This is a genomic window from Massilia aquatica (assembly GCF_011682045.1).
In the GTDB taxonomy this organism is placed as follows: Bacteria; Pseudomonadota; Gammaproteobacteria; order Burkholderiales; family Burkholderiaceae_D; genus Telluria_A; species Telluria_A aquatica.
Window position 1 is genome coordinate 21,709 of sequence record NZ_VVIW01000017.1, and the last position, 13,782, is coordinate 35,490.

Annotated in this window: 13 protein-coding genes; 8 read left to right on the forward strand and 5 right to left on the reverse strand. The window is 67.8% G+C overall.

The genetic code is table 11. The annotated features are described in order from the left end of the window. Window positions 1-138 precede the first annotated feature (138 nt). The 4 genes from F1609_RS23665 (at window position 139) to F1609_RS23680 (ending at window position 3,752) form a co-directional block, all read left to right on the forward strand. Window positions 139-1,485, forward strand: coding sequence for a sigma-54-dependent transcriptional regulator (locus F1609_RS23665; protein WP_167079119.1), 1,347 nt, complete (start codon window positions 139-141; stop codon window positions 1,483-1,485). After that, window positions 1,475-2,680, forward strand: a complete 1,206-nt coding sequence (locus tag F1609_RS23670; protein ID WP_167079120.1) for a sensor histidine kinase — start codon at window positions 1,475-1,477, stop codon at window positions 2,678-2,680. The genes F1609_RS23665 and F1609_RS23670 overlap by 11 nt, the downstream gene beginning before the upstream one ends. 8 nt (window positions 2,681-2,688) lie before the next feature. Then, a complete protein-coding gene (locus F1609_RS23675) occupies window positions 2,689-3,132 on the forward strand; it encodes a hypothetical protein (protein ID WP_167079121.1) in 444 nt (147 codons plus the stop codon). Between the two features lie 74 nt (window positions 3,133-3,206). Beyond that, window positions 3,207-3,752, forward strand: a complete 546-nt coding sequence (locus F1609_RS23680) for a DUF2939 domain-containing protein (RefSeq protein WP_167079122.1) — start codon at window positions 3,207-3,209, stop codon at window positions 3,750-3,752. Window positions 3,753-3,756: 4 nt separating this feature from the next. Here F1609_RS23680 and gbpA read toward each other — a convergent pair whose 3' ends face one another. After that, on the reverse strand, window positions 3,757-5,172 hold the full coding sequence (gene gbpA, locus F1609_RS23685; protein WP_167079123.1) for an N-acetylglucosamine-binding protein GbpA: 1,416 nt from the start codon (window positions 5,170-5,172) through the stop codon (window positions 3,757-3,759). A 265-nt stretch (window positions 5,173-5,437) separates the two neighbouring features. After that, the gene (locus F1609_RS23690; RefSeq protein WP_167079098.1) at window positions 5,438-5,788 is read right to left on the reverse strand and encodes a hypothetical protein; all 351 of its coding nucleotides are present in this window, start codon (window positions 5,786-5,788) and stop codon (window positions 5,438-5,440) included. 32 nt (window positions 5,789-5,820) lie between these two features. Here F1609_RS23690 and F1609_RS35415 point away from each other — a divergent pair, with 32 nt between their 5' ends. Beyond that, window positions 5,821-5,997 (forward strand): endo-1,4-beta-xylanase, encoded by a 177-nt coding sequence (locus F1609_RS35415; RefSeq protein ID WP_370661667.1) that lies wholly within the window; start codon window positions 5,821-5,823, stop codon window positions 5,995-5,997. A 148-nt stretch (window positions 5,998-6,145) separates the two neighbouring features. Here F1609_RS35415 and map read toward each other — a convergent pair whose 3' ends face one another. Beyond that, window positions 6,146-6,940, reverse strand: a complete 795-nt coding sequence (gene map, locus F1609_RS23700; protein WP_167079124.1) for a type I methionyl aminopeptidase — start codon at window positions 6,938-6,940, stop codon at window positions 6,146-6,148. Window positions 6,941-6,948: 8 nt separating this feature from the next. Continuing rightward, window positions 6,949-7,536 (reverse strand): TetR/AcrR family transcriptional regulator, encoded by a 588-nt coding sequence (locus F1609_RS23705; protein WP_167079125.1) that lies wholly within the window; start codon window positions 7,534-7,536, stop codon window positions 6,949-6,951. Window positions 7,537-7,659: 123 nt separating this feature from the next. Here F1609_RS23705 and F1609_RS23710 point away from each other — a divergent pair, with 123 nt between their 5' ends. The 3 genes from F1609_RS23710 to F1609_RS23720 are packed head-to-tail and all read left to right on the forward strand — an operon-like array spanning window position 7,660 to window position 11,299. Continuing rightward, on the forward strand, window positions 7,660-7,965 hold the full coding sequence (locus tag F1609_RS23710; RefSeq protein ID WP_167079126.1) for a hypothetical protein: 306 nt from the start codon (window positions 7,660-7,662) through the stop codon (window positions 7,963-7,965). After that, window positions 7,962-10,187 (forward strand): glycosyltransferase, encoded by a 2,226-nt coding sequence (locus F1609_RS23715; RefSeq protein ID WP_167079127.1) that lies wholly within the window; start codon window positions 7,962-7,964, stop codon window positions 10,185-10,187. Before F1609_RS23710 ends, F1609_RS23715 begins: the two co-directional genes overlap by 4 nt. Then, window positions 10,184-11,299, forward strand: a complete 1,116-nt coding sequence (locus F1609_RS23720; RefSeq protein ID WP_167079128.1) for a glycosyltransferase family 4 protein — start codon at window positions 10,184-10,186, stop codon at window positions 11,297-11,299. The genes F1609_RS23715 and F1609_RS23720 overlap by 4 nt, the downstream gene beginning before the upstream one ends. Window positions 11,300-11,308: 9 nt before the next feature. Here F1609_RS23720 and F1609_RS23725 read toward each other — a convergent pair whose 3' ends face one another. After that, window positions 11,309-13,729, reverse strand: coding sequence for a hypothetical protein (locus F1609_RS23725; RefSeq protein ID WP_167079129.1), 2,421 nt, complete (start codon window positions 13,727-13,729; stop codon window positions 11,309-11,311). Window positions 13,730-13,782 lie beyond the last annotated feature (53 nt).

Below are 13,782 nucleotides of genomic sequence, written 5' to 3' on the forward strand. Positions count from 1 at the left end.
CGGATGAACGTGCGCCTCGGTGCAAGCGTGCGCAATCGCACAGCACAGGTGTTCGATTCCGGACACCTTGTCCGTTTCGGTTGGTGGCGCCGGCATGCTGCTGCTAGAATCGGCGCACCCGCTTTCATCCATCCCGCCATGGCCGACCACCCCGCCCGCATCCTGATCCTCGACGACGACGCCGACGTGGCCTACGCCGCCGCCCTGGTGCTGCGCGGCTGCGCGGGCAAGGCAGCCACGCTGGCTGATCCGCGCCAGCTGGCGCGCCACCTGCAGGACGGCGTGCCCGAGGTGGTGCTGCTCGACTTCAATTTCACGCCCGGCCGCACCGACGGCGCCGAAGGCCTGGCGGTGCTCGACCAGTTGCGCGCGCTGCCCGACCCGCCGCTGGTGATCGTCATGACCGCGTACGCCGATGTGGCGCTGGCGGTCGAGGCGATGAAGCGCGGCGCCAGCGATTTTTTAACCAAGCCGTGGGATAACGCACGCCTGCTGGCGGTGGTGCAAGGCGCGCTGGCGCAACGCGCATCGCCGGCCGCCCCGGCCGCCCCAGGCGATCCGCTGATGGGCGACTCGCTGCCCATGCGCCAGCTGCGCGCCCTCATCGCCAGCGTCGGCCCGACGCAGGCGAACGTCATGGTGCTCGGCGAGAATGGCGTGGGCAAGGAACTGGCCGCGCGCGCGATCCACCTGGCCTCGCGCCGCGCCGCCGGCCAGTTCCTCGCGGTCGACATGGGCAGCCTGCCCGAAGCGACGCTCGAGAGCGAATTGTTCGGCCACCGCAAAGGCTCGTTCACCGATGCCCGTAGCGACCGCGCGGGGCGCTTCCAGGCGGCGTCCGGCGGCACGCTGTTTTTGGATGAAATCGGCAACCTGGCGCTGGGCGCGCAATCGAAGCTGCTGACGGCGCTGGAGCGGCGCGAAGTCACCCCGCTCGGCGCCGACCGTCCGCAAGCGATCGACGTGCGCATCGTCAGCGCCACCAATCTCGATGAGGCCAGGCTGTATGACGCGCAGATGTTCCGGCCCGACCTGCTGTTCCGGCTCAACACCATCGTCCTGCGCGTGCCGCCCCTGCGCGAACGGCGCGCCGACATCCCGGCCCTGCTGCGCCACTACCTGGCGCACTACCGCGCCTTGTACGGCAAGGCGCAAGGCAGCATCGCGCCCGATGCGTTCGACGCGCTGTGCGCGCACCACTGGCCGGGCAATGTGCGCGCGCTGCGCCACGCCTGCGAGCGCGCGGTGATCCTGGGCCAGCCGGGCAATTACGCACTGGCCGATTTCGGCCTGCACGGCGGCGAGCCGGCCAGCGTGGCGAGCGTACGCGCGGCGGGCACCGACATGCTGGCCCTGGACACCATCGAGCGCGACGCGGTGGCCGCCGCCATGGCGCAGGCGCGCGGCAACATCAGCCATGCCGCCATCCTGCTCGGCATCAGCCGCGCCGCCCTGTACCGCAAGCGCAGCAAGCATGGCCTGTGACGCCGCAACGCGCCGCATGGTCTGGGCCGGGGCGGCGCTGCTCGGCGCCGCCGCCGCCGGCGCCGGCGCGCAGGGGGCGGTGCTGTCGCTGGCGACGGCGGCCAGCGCGGCTGCGGCGCTGCTGGCCGTGGGCCTGATCCGGCACGGCCTGTCGTCAAGCGTGGTGGCGCCGCTGGAAGTCGCGGTCGGCGCGCCGCACGACCAGCAACTGCTGGCAGCGCGCGTGCTGGCGCTCGAATCGCAGCTCGAGCATGCGCCGATCGCCCTGTTTCGCATTGATAGTGTCCACAGTGCCGAGCCTCTTAACGCCAATGCGCGCCGCCTGCTCGCGCCTGGGCGCGCCAGCGACCTCGATGCCTTGCGCCGCACTTTGGCCGCCCTTGCGCCAGGGCGGCGCAGCATGATCGACGTCGACACCGAACGGGGCGTCGAGCGCGCGCTGGCCACGGCCAGCACCTTGAGCATCGAAGGCCAGCCGCAACGGCTGGTGGCGCTCACGCCGATGGAAAACGAACTCGCCGCCGAGGCCATGCAGGCCTGGCAAAGGCTGGTGCACGTGCTCACGCACGAGATCATGAACTCGCTCACGCCGGTCGCTTCGCTCTCGCACAGTGCACGCGACATGGTGCAGGGGGTGCGCGCCAGCCTGCCGCCCGATGTGGCGGACGACCTGGCGACCGCGCTCGACGCCATCGGCCGCCGCGCCGCCAGCCTGACCCATTTCGTCAGCGGCTACCGGGCGCTGGCCAGCGTGCCGCAAGCGGCCCCGCAGCGGGTGGTGGTGCAGGAGATGTTTGCGCGGCTGTCGGCCCTGATCGCCCCGGCGTGGCAGGCGCGTGGCGGCAGCGCCGATTTCCGGGTGGAGCCCGGATCGCTCGAACTGATGGCCGATGCGGGCCAGCTGGAGCAGGCGCTGGTGAACCTGTTGCAGAACGCGGCCGAAGCGAGCGCGCAGCAGGTCACGGTGAGCGCCAGACTGGCGCGTGGCGGGCGCCTGCGCATCGAGGTCTGCGACAATGGCCCCGGCGTGCCGGACGAGGTCATCGCCGATATCTTCACGCCCTTTTTTTCCACCAAAAGCAAGGGCAGCGGGATCGGCCTGGCGATGGTGCGCCAGCTGGTGCACCGCAATGGCGGCGCGGTGCGGTATGCCAAGTCGATCGGCGGCGGCGCGCGCTTTATCATCACTTTTTGACTGTCGCTATGAACGATTCGCAGCGCCAGGCATGCATCGGCGAGCTACTGCAAACCTGGAAGCGGGCCGGCGACGCGTCTCGCCCGCCCAGCGTCTGGATCGCCGAGCACGGGGCCGTTGCGCTTCCCTACTCGGAATACAACTACCCTTCTCCTGTGCTCAACGCATGGCTGCTCGATGACCATGGCGTGACAAGGCGCGACCCGCAGGAGTACGTCCGTTTCATGACGGTGCAATCGGGGCGGCATTGGGCGTGGGGAGCGCCGCCGCCCGGTATCTTCAGCAACACGGGGCGGCGTCCGATTGGCCTGGCGGGCTTTGCGCCGGTCGCCGGGACCGATCTCATTACCCTGCATGTCATGTGGGGAGGCTTGTGGGGACAAGGATCGCATTACCGCTACGATGCGCAGGCCGGCGCGCTCGCATGGGTGGCGGACCTCTGGCTGTCCTGATGGCGCGCAGCGTCGCCGGCCCCGTGTAGAATCCGGCTTGTGCGATCGGCACGCATCAACCACACAAGGAAATCGTGAAGTCTATTCACCTCAAACTGGGCATCGCCGCCCTGTGCGTCAGCGCCGGCGCGGCGTACTGGTACTACTCCCCGCTGATCGCGCTGCACCAGATGCGCACGGCGGCCCACGATTACAATGCCGAGAGCTTCAACGCGCGTGTCGACTATCCACGCCTGCGCGAGAGCGTCAAGACGCAGCTGAACGCCGTCATGAACGAGCAGGCCAAGCCAAAAGACAGCGGCGGCGGTGCGGATTTCGGCAAGATGCTGGGCATGGCTTTCGCCGACAAGATGGTCGATGCCATGGTCACTCCCGAATTCGTCATGGGGGCAATGAAGCGGGGCTCGATCGAGCCACGCCGCCCCGGCGCGGACAAGGACGAACCGGCCAAGCCCGACCCCAAGTACACGTCCGAGCGCGTCGGCTTGAACAAATACATCATGCACGTGGAGAACGAGCGCGGCGAGCGCGGCCTGTCGCTGGTGATGGAACGGCACGGCTTCGCATCGTGGAAGCTGGCGGAGGTGCGCTTGCCCACACCCGCCGCCGCGCCCGACTAGCCGCTTACGGCGCGATCCAGGCGTCCTGCCAGTTGGCGCCCACGCCCGGCTCGTAGTGGGTCGACGCCGCCGTCCACTGCGCACACCAGCCGCTGTACGGGAACGGCTTGCAGGTGTAGACCTTGCCGTTCTTCGGCTGCAGCACGCGGGTGCCGGCCTTGTAGCTCGCCAGCGATGCCGGGAACACGTGCTCGTAGGCCGCGTTGCCGCCGTCTTCCGTCAAGGTCAGCGGGAAGGTCTTCTGCAGCACCGCGCCGCCATCCTTGACCACCGCCTTGAGCACCAGCTGGTGCGCACCCGCCTTGGGCGCATTCAGGTTGACGGCCAGCGCCGCGCTGTTGTTGTTCAGCGGCGCCGTGGCAAAGCCTTTCGATACGCCCGCCTGGTCGTATACATAGGCGCTGACTTCCATGTCGGCATTGGCGCTGACGCTGAAGTTGATCGCCAGCTCGCCGCCCTTGATCGCATACGAGGTGCGCAGGTCGCTCACGGTAAATTCCGCCGGCGGCGGCGTCTGGTCCTTGTTGATCTGGACTTCGACCCGGGTCAGCGCGCTACTCGTTTTTGCGTACACCGTGTTCTGCCCGTACACCGGGGTGATCTTGCCGTCCGGGCCCAGCTGGCCCGCATGCAGCAGCGGCTGTTCGGCGTTCACGCGCGTGGCCAGCAGGTAGGCCCAATTGTTGCGCAAGCCGTCGCTGGCGCTGTTGATGGTGACCTTGGTTTGCAGCTCCGGTTTTTCGCCGGCGGCGTCGAACACGCGCGTGGCCACGCTGTCGCCCACGGCCAGGTCGACCGATGGATAGATCGCCCCGCGGTCGGTCCATTCCGGCACCGGCACCGTCGGGCCATCCTTGAACAGCACGTCGACCATATTGTAGAAACTGTTCGGCGTATCGCCGATTTCCCATACCCCCAGGATCACCTGGTAGCCAGTGCGCGCAGGCACCGTGCAGTTGTGGCTGACCTGCGCCGGCGGCTGGCGGTTGCCGCCGTCAATCACGCAGAACGGGGTCAGGTCGAACGAGGCGCGCGTGAGCTTCTGGTTCGGGTTCCAGCCGCTTTTTGTGATGTAGTAGCGCCAGTTGCGGGTGGCGTGGTTGGCCGTGAACTGCCACTTGAAGACGTTGGCGCCGGCCGTCATCGGGCGCTTGGTCCAGCGGCTGCTGGTCTGTTCATTGAGTTCGCCGAACTGCGCCAGCGCGGCCGAGGCGATCACGCCGTCGGCCGGTCCCTGCGCCGGAAAACCGGAGGGCGCTTCCAGGCTTTGCGGTTCCCATTGAATGGCGCCGCAGGCGCTGTTGCCGCCTTGCTTGCACAGCAGGTTGCGCGACTCCGGCTGGGTGATGTAGCCGTGGGCGATGGCACTGGCGCTGCATAACAGCGCGCAGGCGCCGGCGATGGTGGTAAGAGTTTTCATGTTGAGGTACCTTTCGGGCGGGACGACATCGGGAAGCACGCAGGTAGGCGGACCAGCCGATAGTGCGCGCTCGCTTGCGGTGCAAAAGGCGTCAGGATGATGGCCGTCAAATTGGTAGTCAACTGGTTTTCGAAATTGCCCCTGTAGGCAATACCAGTGCGTAATGGAAGCTTATGTTGCAAGGGTAAGGCCCAGGACGCGGACAGCTTGACCTGGGCCTGTGTCTGCCGCACGATCGGCGCAAGAAAAGTTATAAATTTATTAATTAAATGGTTTCATAATCGCGTGCCTTGAATGTTGCAACCGATAAAAACCACCCTGGAGAGCCGATGACATTATTTTCTGCCACGTTCAGCGTTTGCCTGGCTTGATCCGCCTGCGGCGGCGATGCCGGCCCTGCTGCGCCCGCCGCCGCCGTCGATGTCATTCCCGCGCCGCCGTTGGCGAACCAGGTGGACGCGAGCATGAGCGGCACCGGCACTGATTCCGGCTGGTCCGAAAAAACCAGCGGTACCGATGTGAGCCAATTGAGCAAGCTGGCCAGGTTCCCGTTCGGGGTCTTGCTCGCCTGCCCGGCGCGGCAGGCGGTCATCAAGACCTGTTTCAGCCAGCTCACGGCGGGCAATCTCATGAAGATGAGTTATCTGCATCCGGCCGGATACCGATACCTTCACCCAGGCCGACGACGTTGTGAAGTTCGCCAGGAACAATGGCAAAACCCTGCACGCGCACGCCCTGATCTGGCATGCCGATTATCAGGTGCCGGCCAGAGCGCGCGGCGGCGTAACTGCTGACTTGGCCGACAAAGCTTGCACCAATACCTGAACAGATGCCCAGGAAGGTAGGCGCAGTCCGGGCTTTTGGCGCGCCGCCCCCGCATTTTATGCATACCAATTTTTTTGGCCAAAAAAGTGGTATTAGCCTCGCCGGCGCGGCTGGCGCGGTTTTTGCCGACATTTTTGCCGCGGCGCGCTTAGCGCTCGGTGGCCGAGAGGGTAAAGATCTCGACGCCGCTCGCGGTCACCGCCACCGAGTGCTCGAACTGGGCCGACCATTTGCGGTCCTTGGTCACGGTGGTCCATTTGTCGGGCAGCACCGTCACCTGGTGGGTGCCGACGTTGACCATCGGTTCGATCGTGAAGATCATGCCCGGTTCGAGCACGATGCCGGTGCCGGGGCGGCCGTAGTGGGTCACCTGCGGCGTATCGTGGAACACCTGGCCGATGCCGTGCCCGCAAAAATCGCGTACCGACGAAAAGCCCTGCGCCTTGATATAGGTGTCGATGGCCGAGCCGACGTCGCCCAGGGTGGCGCCCGGACGCACCGTGCGCACGCCCGTCATCATCGCCTCGTAGGCCGAGCTGACCAGGCGCTTGGCCAAAATCGAGACCGCGCCCACTTCGAAGGTGCGGCTGGTGTCGCCGAACCAGCCATTGAGCTTGGGCGTGACGTCGATGTTGACGATGTCGCCCTCGCGCAGGATTTTTTTGTCGGACGGGATGCCGTGCGTGACCACGTGGTTCACCGAAATACAGCTGGCGTGCTTGTAGCCGTGGTAGTCGATGGTGGCCGGAATGCTGCCGGCGGCGCGCATGAATTCTTCGCACAGGGCGTCGAGTTTGGCGGTCGAGACGCCGGCCCGCACGTGCGGCGCGATGAAGTCGAGCGTGTCGGCGGCCACGCGGCCGGCCGCGCGCATGGCTTCGAAGCCCGCCTCGTCGTACAGGGGAATCGGTTTGCCGTGTTCTGTCTGGGTGGAGTAGCGCATGGGGTTTCTCAGTGAGGTGTGGCGGCCAGCGCATCGACGGCGTCGTGCGCGGCGCGCAGGATCGCGTCGAGCGTGGCGGGAATCGCCTTGTTCTGGGCCAGGTAGGGTTTGACGATGGCGATCGGAGCGTCGATCAGCATGAAGCGCAGCGTGTGCGCCGCATCGTCGCCGTCGGCGCGGCGGCGCAGCAGGCAGCGCTCGAAACAGGCGTCCAGGCGCGCCTGCTCGGCTTCGAGCAGCTCGGACAGTTCGGGCGAGAGCGGCGCGCCCAGGTCCGGGCAGTCTTCGTACTGCAGCAGGAAGCGCGCGTACACCGGCTTGCTGCGGCACCAGTCGAGCAGCGCCGCCACCGGTATCCAGGTGTCTTCTTCATCCCAGTGGCGCGCCACCTGCTCGCGGAAATCGGCCTTGACCGTCAGCCAGGCATGCGCCAGCAAGGTGCTGCGCGAATCGAAGCGGTGATACACCGATCCGATCGGCGCGCCGGCCTTGACGGCGATGGCCGACATCGACACCGAGCCGATGCCGCAGGCGGCGGCAATGCAGATGGCGCCGTCGATGAAGGTGTGTGCGTTGTATTTAGCTAGTCTGACCATTCAAATAGAATATAGATTCTATTTGAGTTCGTCAAGCAGCCCGTTTCAACGGGAGCACTATTGACAGATATTTAATGAGCCCGCAAAATCCGCAGTCTTGTACAGGTGAATAGGCAGCTCCCGATGAAAATGCTGATCAAACGTGTGGTGCGCAGCATGGCGGGATTGCCCGTGCTGGGGCGCTTGATCCGGATCGCCGTGGCCGTGGCGCGCCTGCCCTACGAAAACGAGCGGCGCGACGCCTTTGCGCGCGAACAGCTGCCGATGCTGCTCAAGAACATTGCCGACTTGAACGCCCGCGTGCTGGCCGTCGAGCGCGATCCCGCCAACCTGGCCGAATCGACTCCGGTCGCCCTGCGCATGATGGCGCGCGAACTGGCGGCGCTGCGCGAGCGTATCGACCAGCTGGAGGCCGGGCTGCGTTCATGATCACCTTTTCGATCGTGATCAACACCCTCGACCGCGCCGGCCTGCTGCAGGAAACGCTCGAGAGCCTGTGCCGCCTGCGCTACGCCGGGCAGTTCGAAGTCATTGTCGTCAACGGCCCGTCGGCCGACCATTCGGAACAGGTGATCGCCGCCTGGCTGGGGCGCATCCGGGCGGCGCGCTGCCCGATTCCCAACCTGTCGGTGTCGCGCAATATCGGCATCTGCATGGCCGCCGGCGACGTGGTCGCGTTCATCGACGACGACGCCATTCCCGAACCCGAGTGGCTCACCCAGCTGGCCGCCGCCTATGACGACGATGGCGTGGGCGGCGCCGGCGGACGCGTGCTCGACAGCAGCGGCACCACCTACCAGTACCACTACGCCAGCGCCAACCGGGTGGGCGATGTCGACATCAGCCACCGCGCGGACACCCCGCAGCTGTGTTTTCCGGGCTCGCGCCAGTTCCCGTATCTGCAGGGGACCAACGCCTCGTTCCGCCGCTCGGCGCTGCTGGAAGTGGGCGGCTTCGACGAGGAGATCGAGTATTTTCTCGACGAGACCGACGTCTGCTGCCGCCTGGTCGACGCCGGCTACCTGCTCAGGCAACTGGAGCACGCCTACGTGCACCACAAGACCGCGCCCAACGGCGTGCGCGATGCCGCCCAGATGCCGCGCGCGATCTACCCGATCATCAAGAACACCATCTACTTCTCGCTCAAGCACGGCCTGGACTACGACACGCGCGAGCACATCGACGCCCGTAACCGCGACAAGGCCGACTCGCACCGGCGCCACCTCGACTACCTGATCGCCAACGGCAGCGTGCCCGAAGAACGGCGCGCCGTTTTCGAGACCGAATGCGCGCGCGCCTGGAACACCGGCACGCGGCACGGCCTGGCGCCGGTCGCCGGCGGCATCGATGCCGACAAACTCGCGCGCTGGCAGGGCGCGTTCCTGCCGTTCGCCACCATCGGCGCCGCGCAGCCCATGACCGTGGCGCTGGTCTCGCGCGACTACCCGCCGAATCACCGCGGCGGCATCGCCACCTTCAGCCGCGACTTGGCCGAAGCGCTGGCCGCCGAAGGCCACCAGGTGCATGTGATCGCCGAAAGCGCCACCTACAGCCGGGTCGAGCTGGTCGGTGGCGTGTGGGTGCACCGGGTTGCGCTGGGCCAGCACGCGCTCCCGTACGAGGCGTTTGAGCGCGCCATCCCGCAAGAGATCTGGAACTGGTGCGCCACCGCGCTGGCGGAAGCGCGCCGCATCGCCAGCCGGCGTCCGCTCGACCTGGTCGAAGCGCCGATCTGGGATGCCGAAGGCGCGGCCTTTTTGCTCGATGGCCAATGGCCGCTGGTCACCAGCCTGCATACGACCCTGCATTTTTCGCTGCAGGGCCGCAGCGAGCTGCGCGACGATCCGGCCTGGATGGCGCGCTTCGGTACGCCCATGCTGGCGCTCGAAAAAGAACTCATGCAGCGTGCGCAGGCGATCCGCGCCAACAGCGCCGCGATCCGGCGCGACATCGAACAGGCGTACGATTTCCGCTTCGACGACGCCAGCCTGCGCCTGGTGCCGCTGGGGATGCCCGACGTGGCGCCGGCAAGCGCGCCGCCGCCGGCGCGCGCCGACGGCGCCATCACCGTGCTGTTCGTCGGCCGGCTGGAAGCGCGCAAGGGCATCGACGTCTTGCTGGCGGCGATCGATCCGGTGCTGGCGCAGCATCCGCAGGTGCGCTTTCGCATCCTCGGCGACGATACGCTGCTCATGCAGGGCGCGCAGCTCAGCTACAGGGAACACTGCCGCCAGGGCGGCCAGCTGGCGCGCTGGGGCGAGCGCGTGAGCTTCGAAGGCCGCGTCGACGACGCCACCCTGCGCGCCGCCTACCGCGACTGCGATATTTTCGTCGCTCCCAGCCGCTACGAGTCGTTCGGCCTGGTGTTCGTCGAAGCCATGCGCGAGTCGCGCCCGGTGATCGGCTGCGCCGCCGGCGGCATGCCCGAAGTGGTCAGCGACGGCGTCAATGGTTTACTGGTGGCGCCCGGCGACAACGCCGCGCTGGCCGGCGCCATCAACCGGCTGGCCGCCTCGCCCGAACTGCGCGAGCGCATGGGCCGCGCCGGACGCGCCCTGTTCGAAGACAAATTCATCTCGCGCCGCATGGCAAAGGACAGCATGCCCCTGTACGCCATTGCGCTGGCCCGTTTCGCACAGGCGCCGGGATGAAGATTTCGGTCATCCACGGCATCTGCGTCAGGAACGACGCCATCTCGAACGCCATCGCCGACAACATCGGCTGGCTGATCGAAGCCGGCCATGAAGTCGTCTTGTTCACCTACGCCTGCGAGCACGCCGTGCCGCACCGGCTGGTGCGCGATGTGACCGACATCATGACCGACGCGCATTTCCAGGCCAGCGACGCGGTCATTTTCCATTTCGGGATTTACTATCCGCTGTTCGACCTGATCCTGCTGGTGCCGGAGCGTGCGCGGCGCCTGGTGGTGTTTCATAACATCACGCCCAAGCAGTTCGTCGGCGCCGAGCATCACGCCACCATCGACAAATCGTTCGCGCAGATGGCCAACATGATGTTCGCCGATCACGTGGCCTGCGACAGCGCCAGCAACCTGGCGGTGCTGCGCGCGGCGCGCGTGAGTACGCCGGCGAGCGTGCTGCCGCTGGCGGTGCACGGCCAGGCGCAGCCCTGCGCCGCCAAGCCCGGGCATGCGGACGGCATCGTGCGCCTGCTCTTCATCGGCCGCCTGGTGCGCTCGAAAGGCGTGGCCGACCTGCTCGATGCCGTGGAACGCTGCCTGCAGGCCGACAGCGGCGTCCGGATTGCGCTCGACCTGGTGGCCAACCTGGGCTTTTCCGATGCGGCGCTGGTCGGGGCGGTGCGCGCCGCGGCCGACGAGTGGCCGCGCCGGTACGGGCCGCGCGTGTCGCTGCGCCTGCACGGCGACGCTCCGGACCAACTCAAACAGCGCCTGCTGGCCGAGGCCGATGTGTTCGTGCTGCCCACCTACCACGAAGGATTTTGCGTGCCGATCGTCGAAGCGCTGTCGGCCGGCTGCCGCGTGGTCTGCTACGACAATTCGAATACGCCGGCCATCGCGGGCGGCCTGGCGCGGCTGGTGCCGACCGCCGACATTGCCCTGCTGGCGCAAGCCATCGGCGCCGAGCTGGCGCTGGCCCGTGCGCCGGCGTGGCGCCAGGACGGCTTTGCCAACTTCGCCGGCCAGGCATGGCGCTACGCGCACAGCTTCGCGCCAACCCGCGCGCGGCACCGCCTGAGCGCATGGGTGCTCGACGCCGTCAACGGCGTGCTCGATCACTGACCATCGGCGTTACTCGGGCGAGGCCGGATACGGCGTATGCCGGTGAAAGTGCATGCGCCAGCCCAATACGGCCAGCGCCACGCCCAGCATCAGCCAGGTTGCCGATACCGACACCGCATTGTCTTCGTCGGCCGGCGCCGTTTGCGGCATGGCGCCGGCCTGCGCTGCCGGCGCGGGCGACGGCGCGTCGGCCGTGCCGGTCAGCAGCTGGTCGAGCTGCCGCAGTTCGTCGGTCTGGGCCGGCGTGGCTTGCGCGCTGTTGGCGCGCAGTAGCGCGGCGCGTTCGCCCGCCCACAGGCGCGCCAGGTGCGGCGAGGCCTGTTCGTGGACCGGCTGCGCTGCGCTGGCGCGGCTGCGCGCGACCACGACCTGCTGCGCCGCCGGCTTCCAGCCCGTGAGCAGGCGCACCAGGTCGTCGTGCAGCGATCCGATGCGCGGCACGCTCGCCAGCGCGGCGACGCCATCCATCTTTTCCCACAGGACGTTGGGACCGGTCACCGCTTCCAGGCCGACCATGCGCACCCGGTCGGGACGCTGCCGGAAGTGCTGCAGCAGCGCGTCGGCCGAACCGGGCAGGAGCGGCTGCGGGCCATGGATCCACACCAGCGCACCATCGCTGCTGGCCCCCGCCCATTCCCACGCCATCAACAGCGCGGCGCTGTTGTCGTGGCCTCCTTCGAAGCTGATGTCTTGAAGATAGCGCACGCTGGCCAGCGAATCGGAGGTATCGTGCAGGAACACCTGCGGGGCCTGGGCGCCGGCCACGATCACGCCCAGTTCCACGTTGCCGGGAAAGGAGGTGGCGGCGCGCGCCAGCTGTTCCCGTTGCGCCGCCAGCGCGGTCGAGCCGTCCACCACCAGCGCCACCCGGCGCGGAATGCGCGCCGCCTGCTGGCCGATGACCTGCACGATCGCGCCGCCCGGCGTGGTCGGATCAGGGTTCCACGCATGCGTGTCGGCTGGAGCGCGCAAGGCGCCGATGATGGGCGCGCCCATGCCAGGCAGCGGCTCGGCCAGTTCGCCGCGCACCGCGAAGGCCAGCATGTCGCCGGACTCCTCGCGCATGGCGGGCGCGCCGCGCAGCGCACTGGCCGATTCCACCGACACCGCGTGGCGCACGGACGGGGCGATCCCGAAATTGCGCTCGCTGAACGCGGGCAGTTGCAGATAGCCCAGTCCCGGTTCATTGAGCACCAGCGGCACGCTCAGCGCGATCCGCACTGTCGCCTCGCCTCCGCCTGGCACCACCGGCAGATGGAGCATGATGCGGTCCCTGCCTGCGCTGGTCACCAGCACCGCAGCGCGCTGGTTGTCGGGCAGGCCGAATTCGAACGCGCGCGCGGCGGCGCCGCCGGCGGCGGGCGCGGTGTGCTCGCCGTCGTCGTCCCAGAGCGTCACGCGCGTTACCACCGCGCCGGCCGGCACGATCACGCGCGCGCGTGCTTCCTCAAAATTGTCCGCGTCGTTGTGAAACACCATGCGCCACTCCAGCGAGCCCAAGGCCGCCCGGGCGTCGATGGCGCCGTCGATGCGCGATGCGATCAGGTGCAGGTTGGCCAGGGGCGCGCCGACCACCGGGCTGTCGCTGTCGCGATCGTCGCTTTGCCCTGTCTGGCGGGTGTGGATGGGCGGGCGCGGCATGGCGCTGAACGGCGTGCCGGTGAGGCGGTAGTAGATCGCGCGCGCGTCCTCCATGCTGGTCGGACCGGTCATTTTCAGGATGATGGTGCTCAGGTCGGCCGCTTCGCCGGGGCGCGCGTAGCACGCGCGCAGGATGGTGCGCTCGTTGCCCAGATAGCGCAGCAGGCGTATTCCGTGCGCGCTGGTGGCCGGCGCCTTGTCGGCCGCCATGCGCATGCCGATGTGGGTGAAGAGGGACGGCAGTTCCAGCGCGCCGATGAGGGTCAGCGCCAGCAGCACGGCGGGCCAGGCGCGCGGCAGCGGCGTGCCGTCGGCTTGCCGCACGCGCCAGCCGTGCTGGCGGCGCGCGGCCAGGGTCGCGCTCAGCGTCACCAGTGGCGCCAGCGCGGCCAGCAGGAGGGAACTGAAGCCGCAATAGGCCAGCACAACCACCCCGGCCAGCATCAGCGGCAGGAACAGCACGGCGTAGGCGGCGCTGGCGCCGGTAGCCAGCGCGTGCAGCAGCGCCAGGGGACGCGACGGCGCCGAGCGCCCGTGCCGCATGATGCTGACCAGCACCGCATTGGCCAGCGCGACGAGGGCGACCAGGAACAGGTGGACGATCACGCTGCCCGACATGGCCGTCTGCGTCTGCCACACGCCGGAGATCAGCATCATCAGCGCGATCAGGGGCACGATCACGCCGGTGACCCAGAGCGCGGCGTACATGAAAAAACCGAGCGCGGCAGGTGCTGCCGGCGCCGGCGCAGGCGCAAGGGAGGGACTGGTGGTGTTGTGATGCTCGATCATGGCGTTCCGCAGGAAACTTTGACAAGCCATCAGCGTAGCAAGCACGTGTGCAG

What these genes read in the sequence shown, in the direction of transcription:
- F1609_RS23665 (WP_167079119.1), top strand. Translation starts at nt 139, where the DNA reads ATGGCCGACCACCCCGCCCGCATCCTGATCCTCGACGACGACGCCGAC.
- F1609_RS23670 (WP_167079120.1), top strand. Translation starts at nt 1,475, where the DNA reads ATGGCCTGTGACGCCGCAACGCGCCGCATGGTCTGGGCCGGGGCGGCG.
- F1609_RS23675 (WP_167079121.1), top strand. Translation starts at nt 2,689, where the DNA reads ATGAACGATTCGCAGCGCCAGGCATGCATCGGCGAGCTACTGCAAACC.
- gbpA (WP_167079123.1), bottom strand. Translation starts at nt 5,172, where the DNA reads ATGAAAACTCTTACCACCATCGCCGGCGCCTGCGCGCTGTTATGCAGC.
- map (WP_167079124.1), bottom strand. Translation starts at nt 6,940, where the DNA reads ATGCGCTACTCCACCCAGACAGAACACGGCAAACCGATTCCCCTGTAC.
- F1609_RS23705 (WP_167079125.1), bottom strand. Translation starts at nt 7,536, where the DNA reads ATGGTCAGACTAGCTAAATACAACGCACACACCTTCATCGACGGCGCC.
- F1609_RS23710 (WP_167079126.1), top strand. Translation starts at nt 7,660, where the DNA reads ATGAAAATGCTGATCAAACGTGTGGTGCGCAGCATGGCGGGATTGCCC.
- F1609_RS23715 (WP_167079127.1), top strand. Translation starts at nt 7,962, where the DNA reads ATGATCACCTTTTCGATCGTGATCAACACCCTCGACCGCGCCGGCCTG.
- F1609_RS23720 (WP_167079128.1), top strand. Translation starts at nt 10,184, where the DNA reads ATGAAGATTTCGGTCATCCACGGCATCTGCGTCAGGAACGACGCCATC.
- F1609_RS23725 (WP_167079129.1), bottom strand. Translation starts at nt 13,729, where the DNA reads ATGATCGAGCATCACAACACCACCAGTCCCTCCCTTGCGCCTGCGCCG.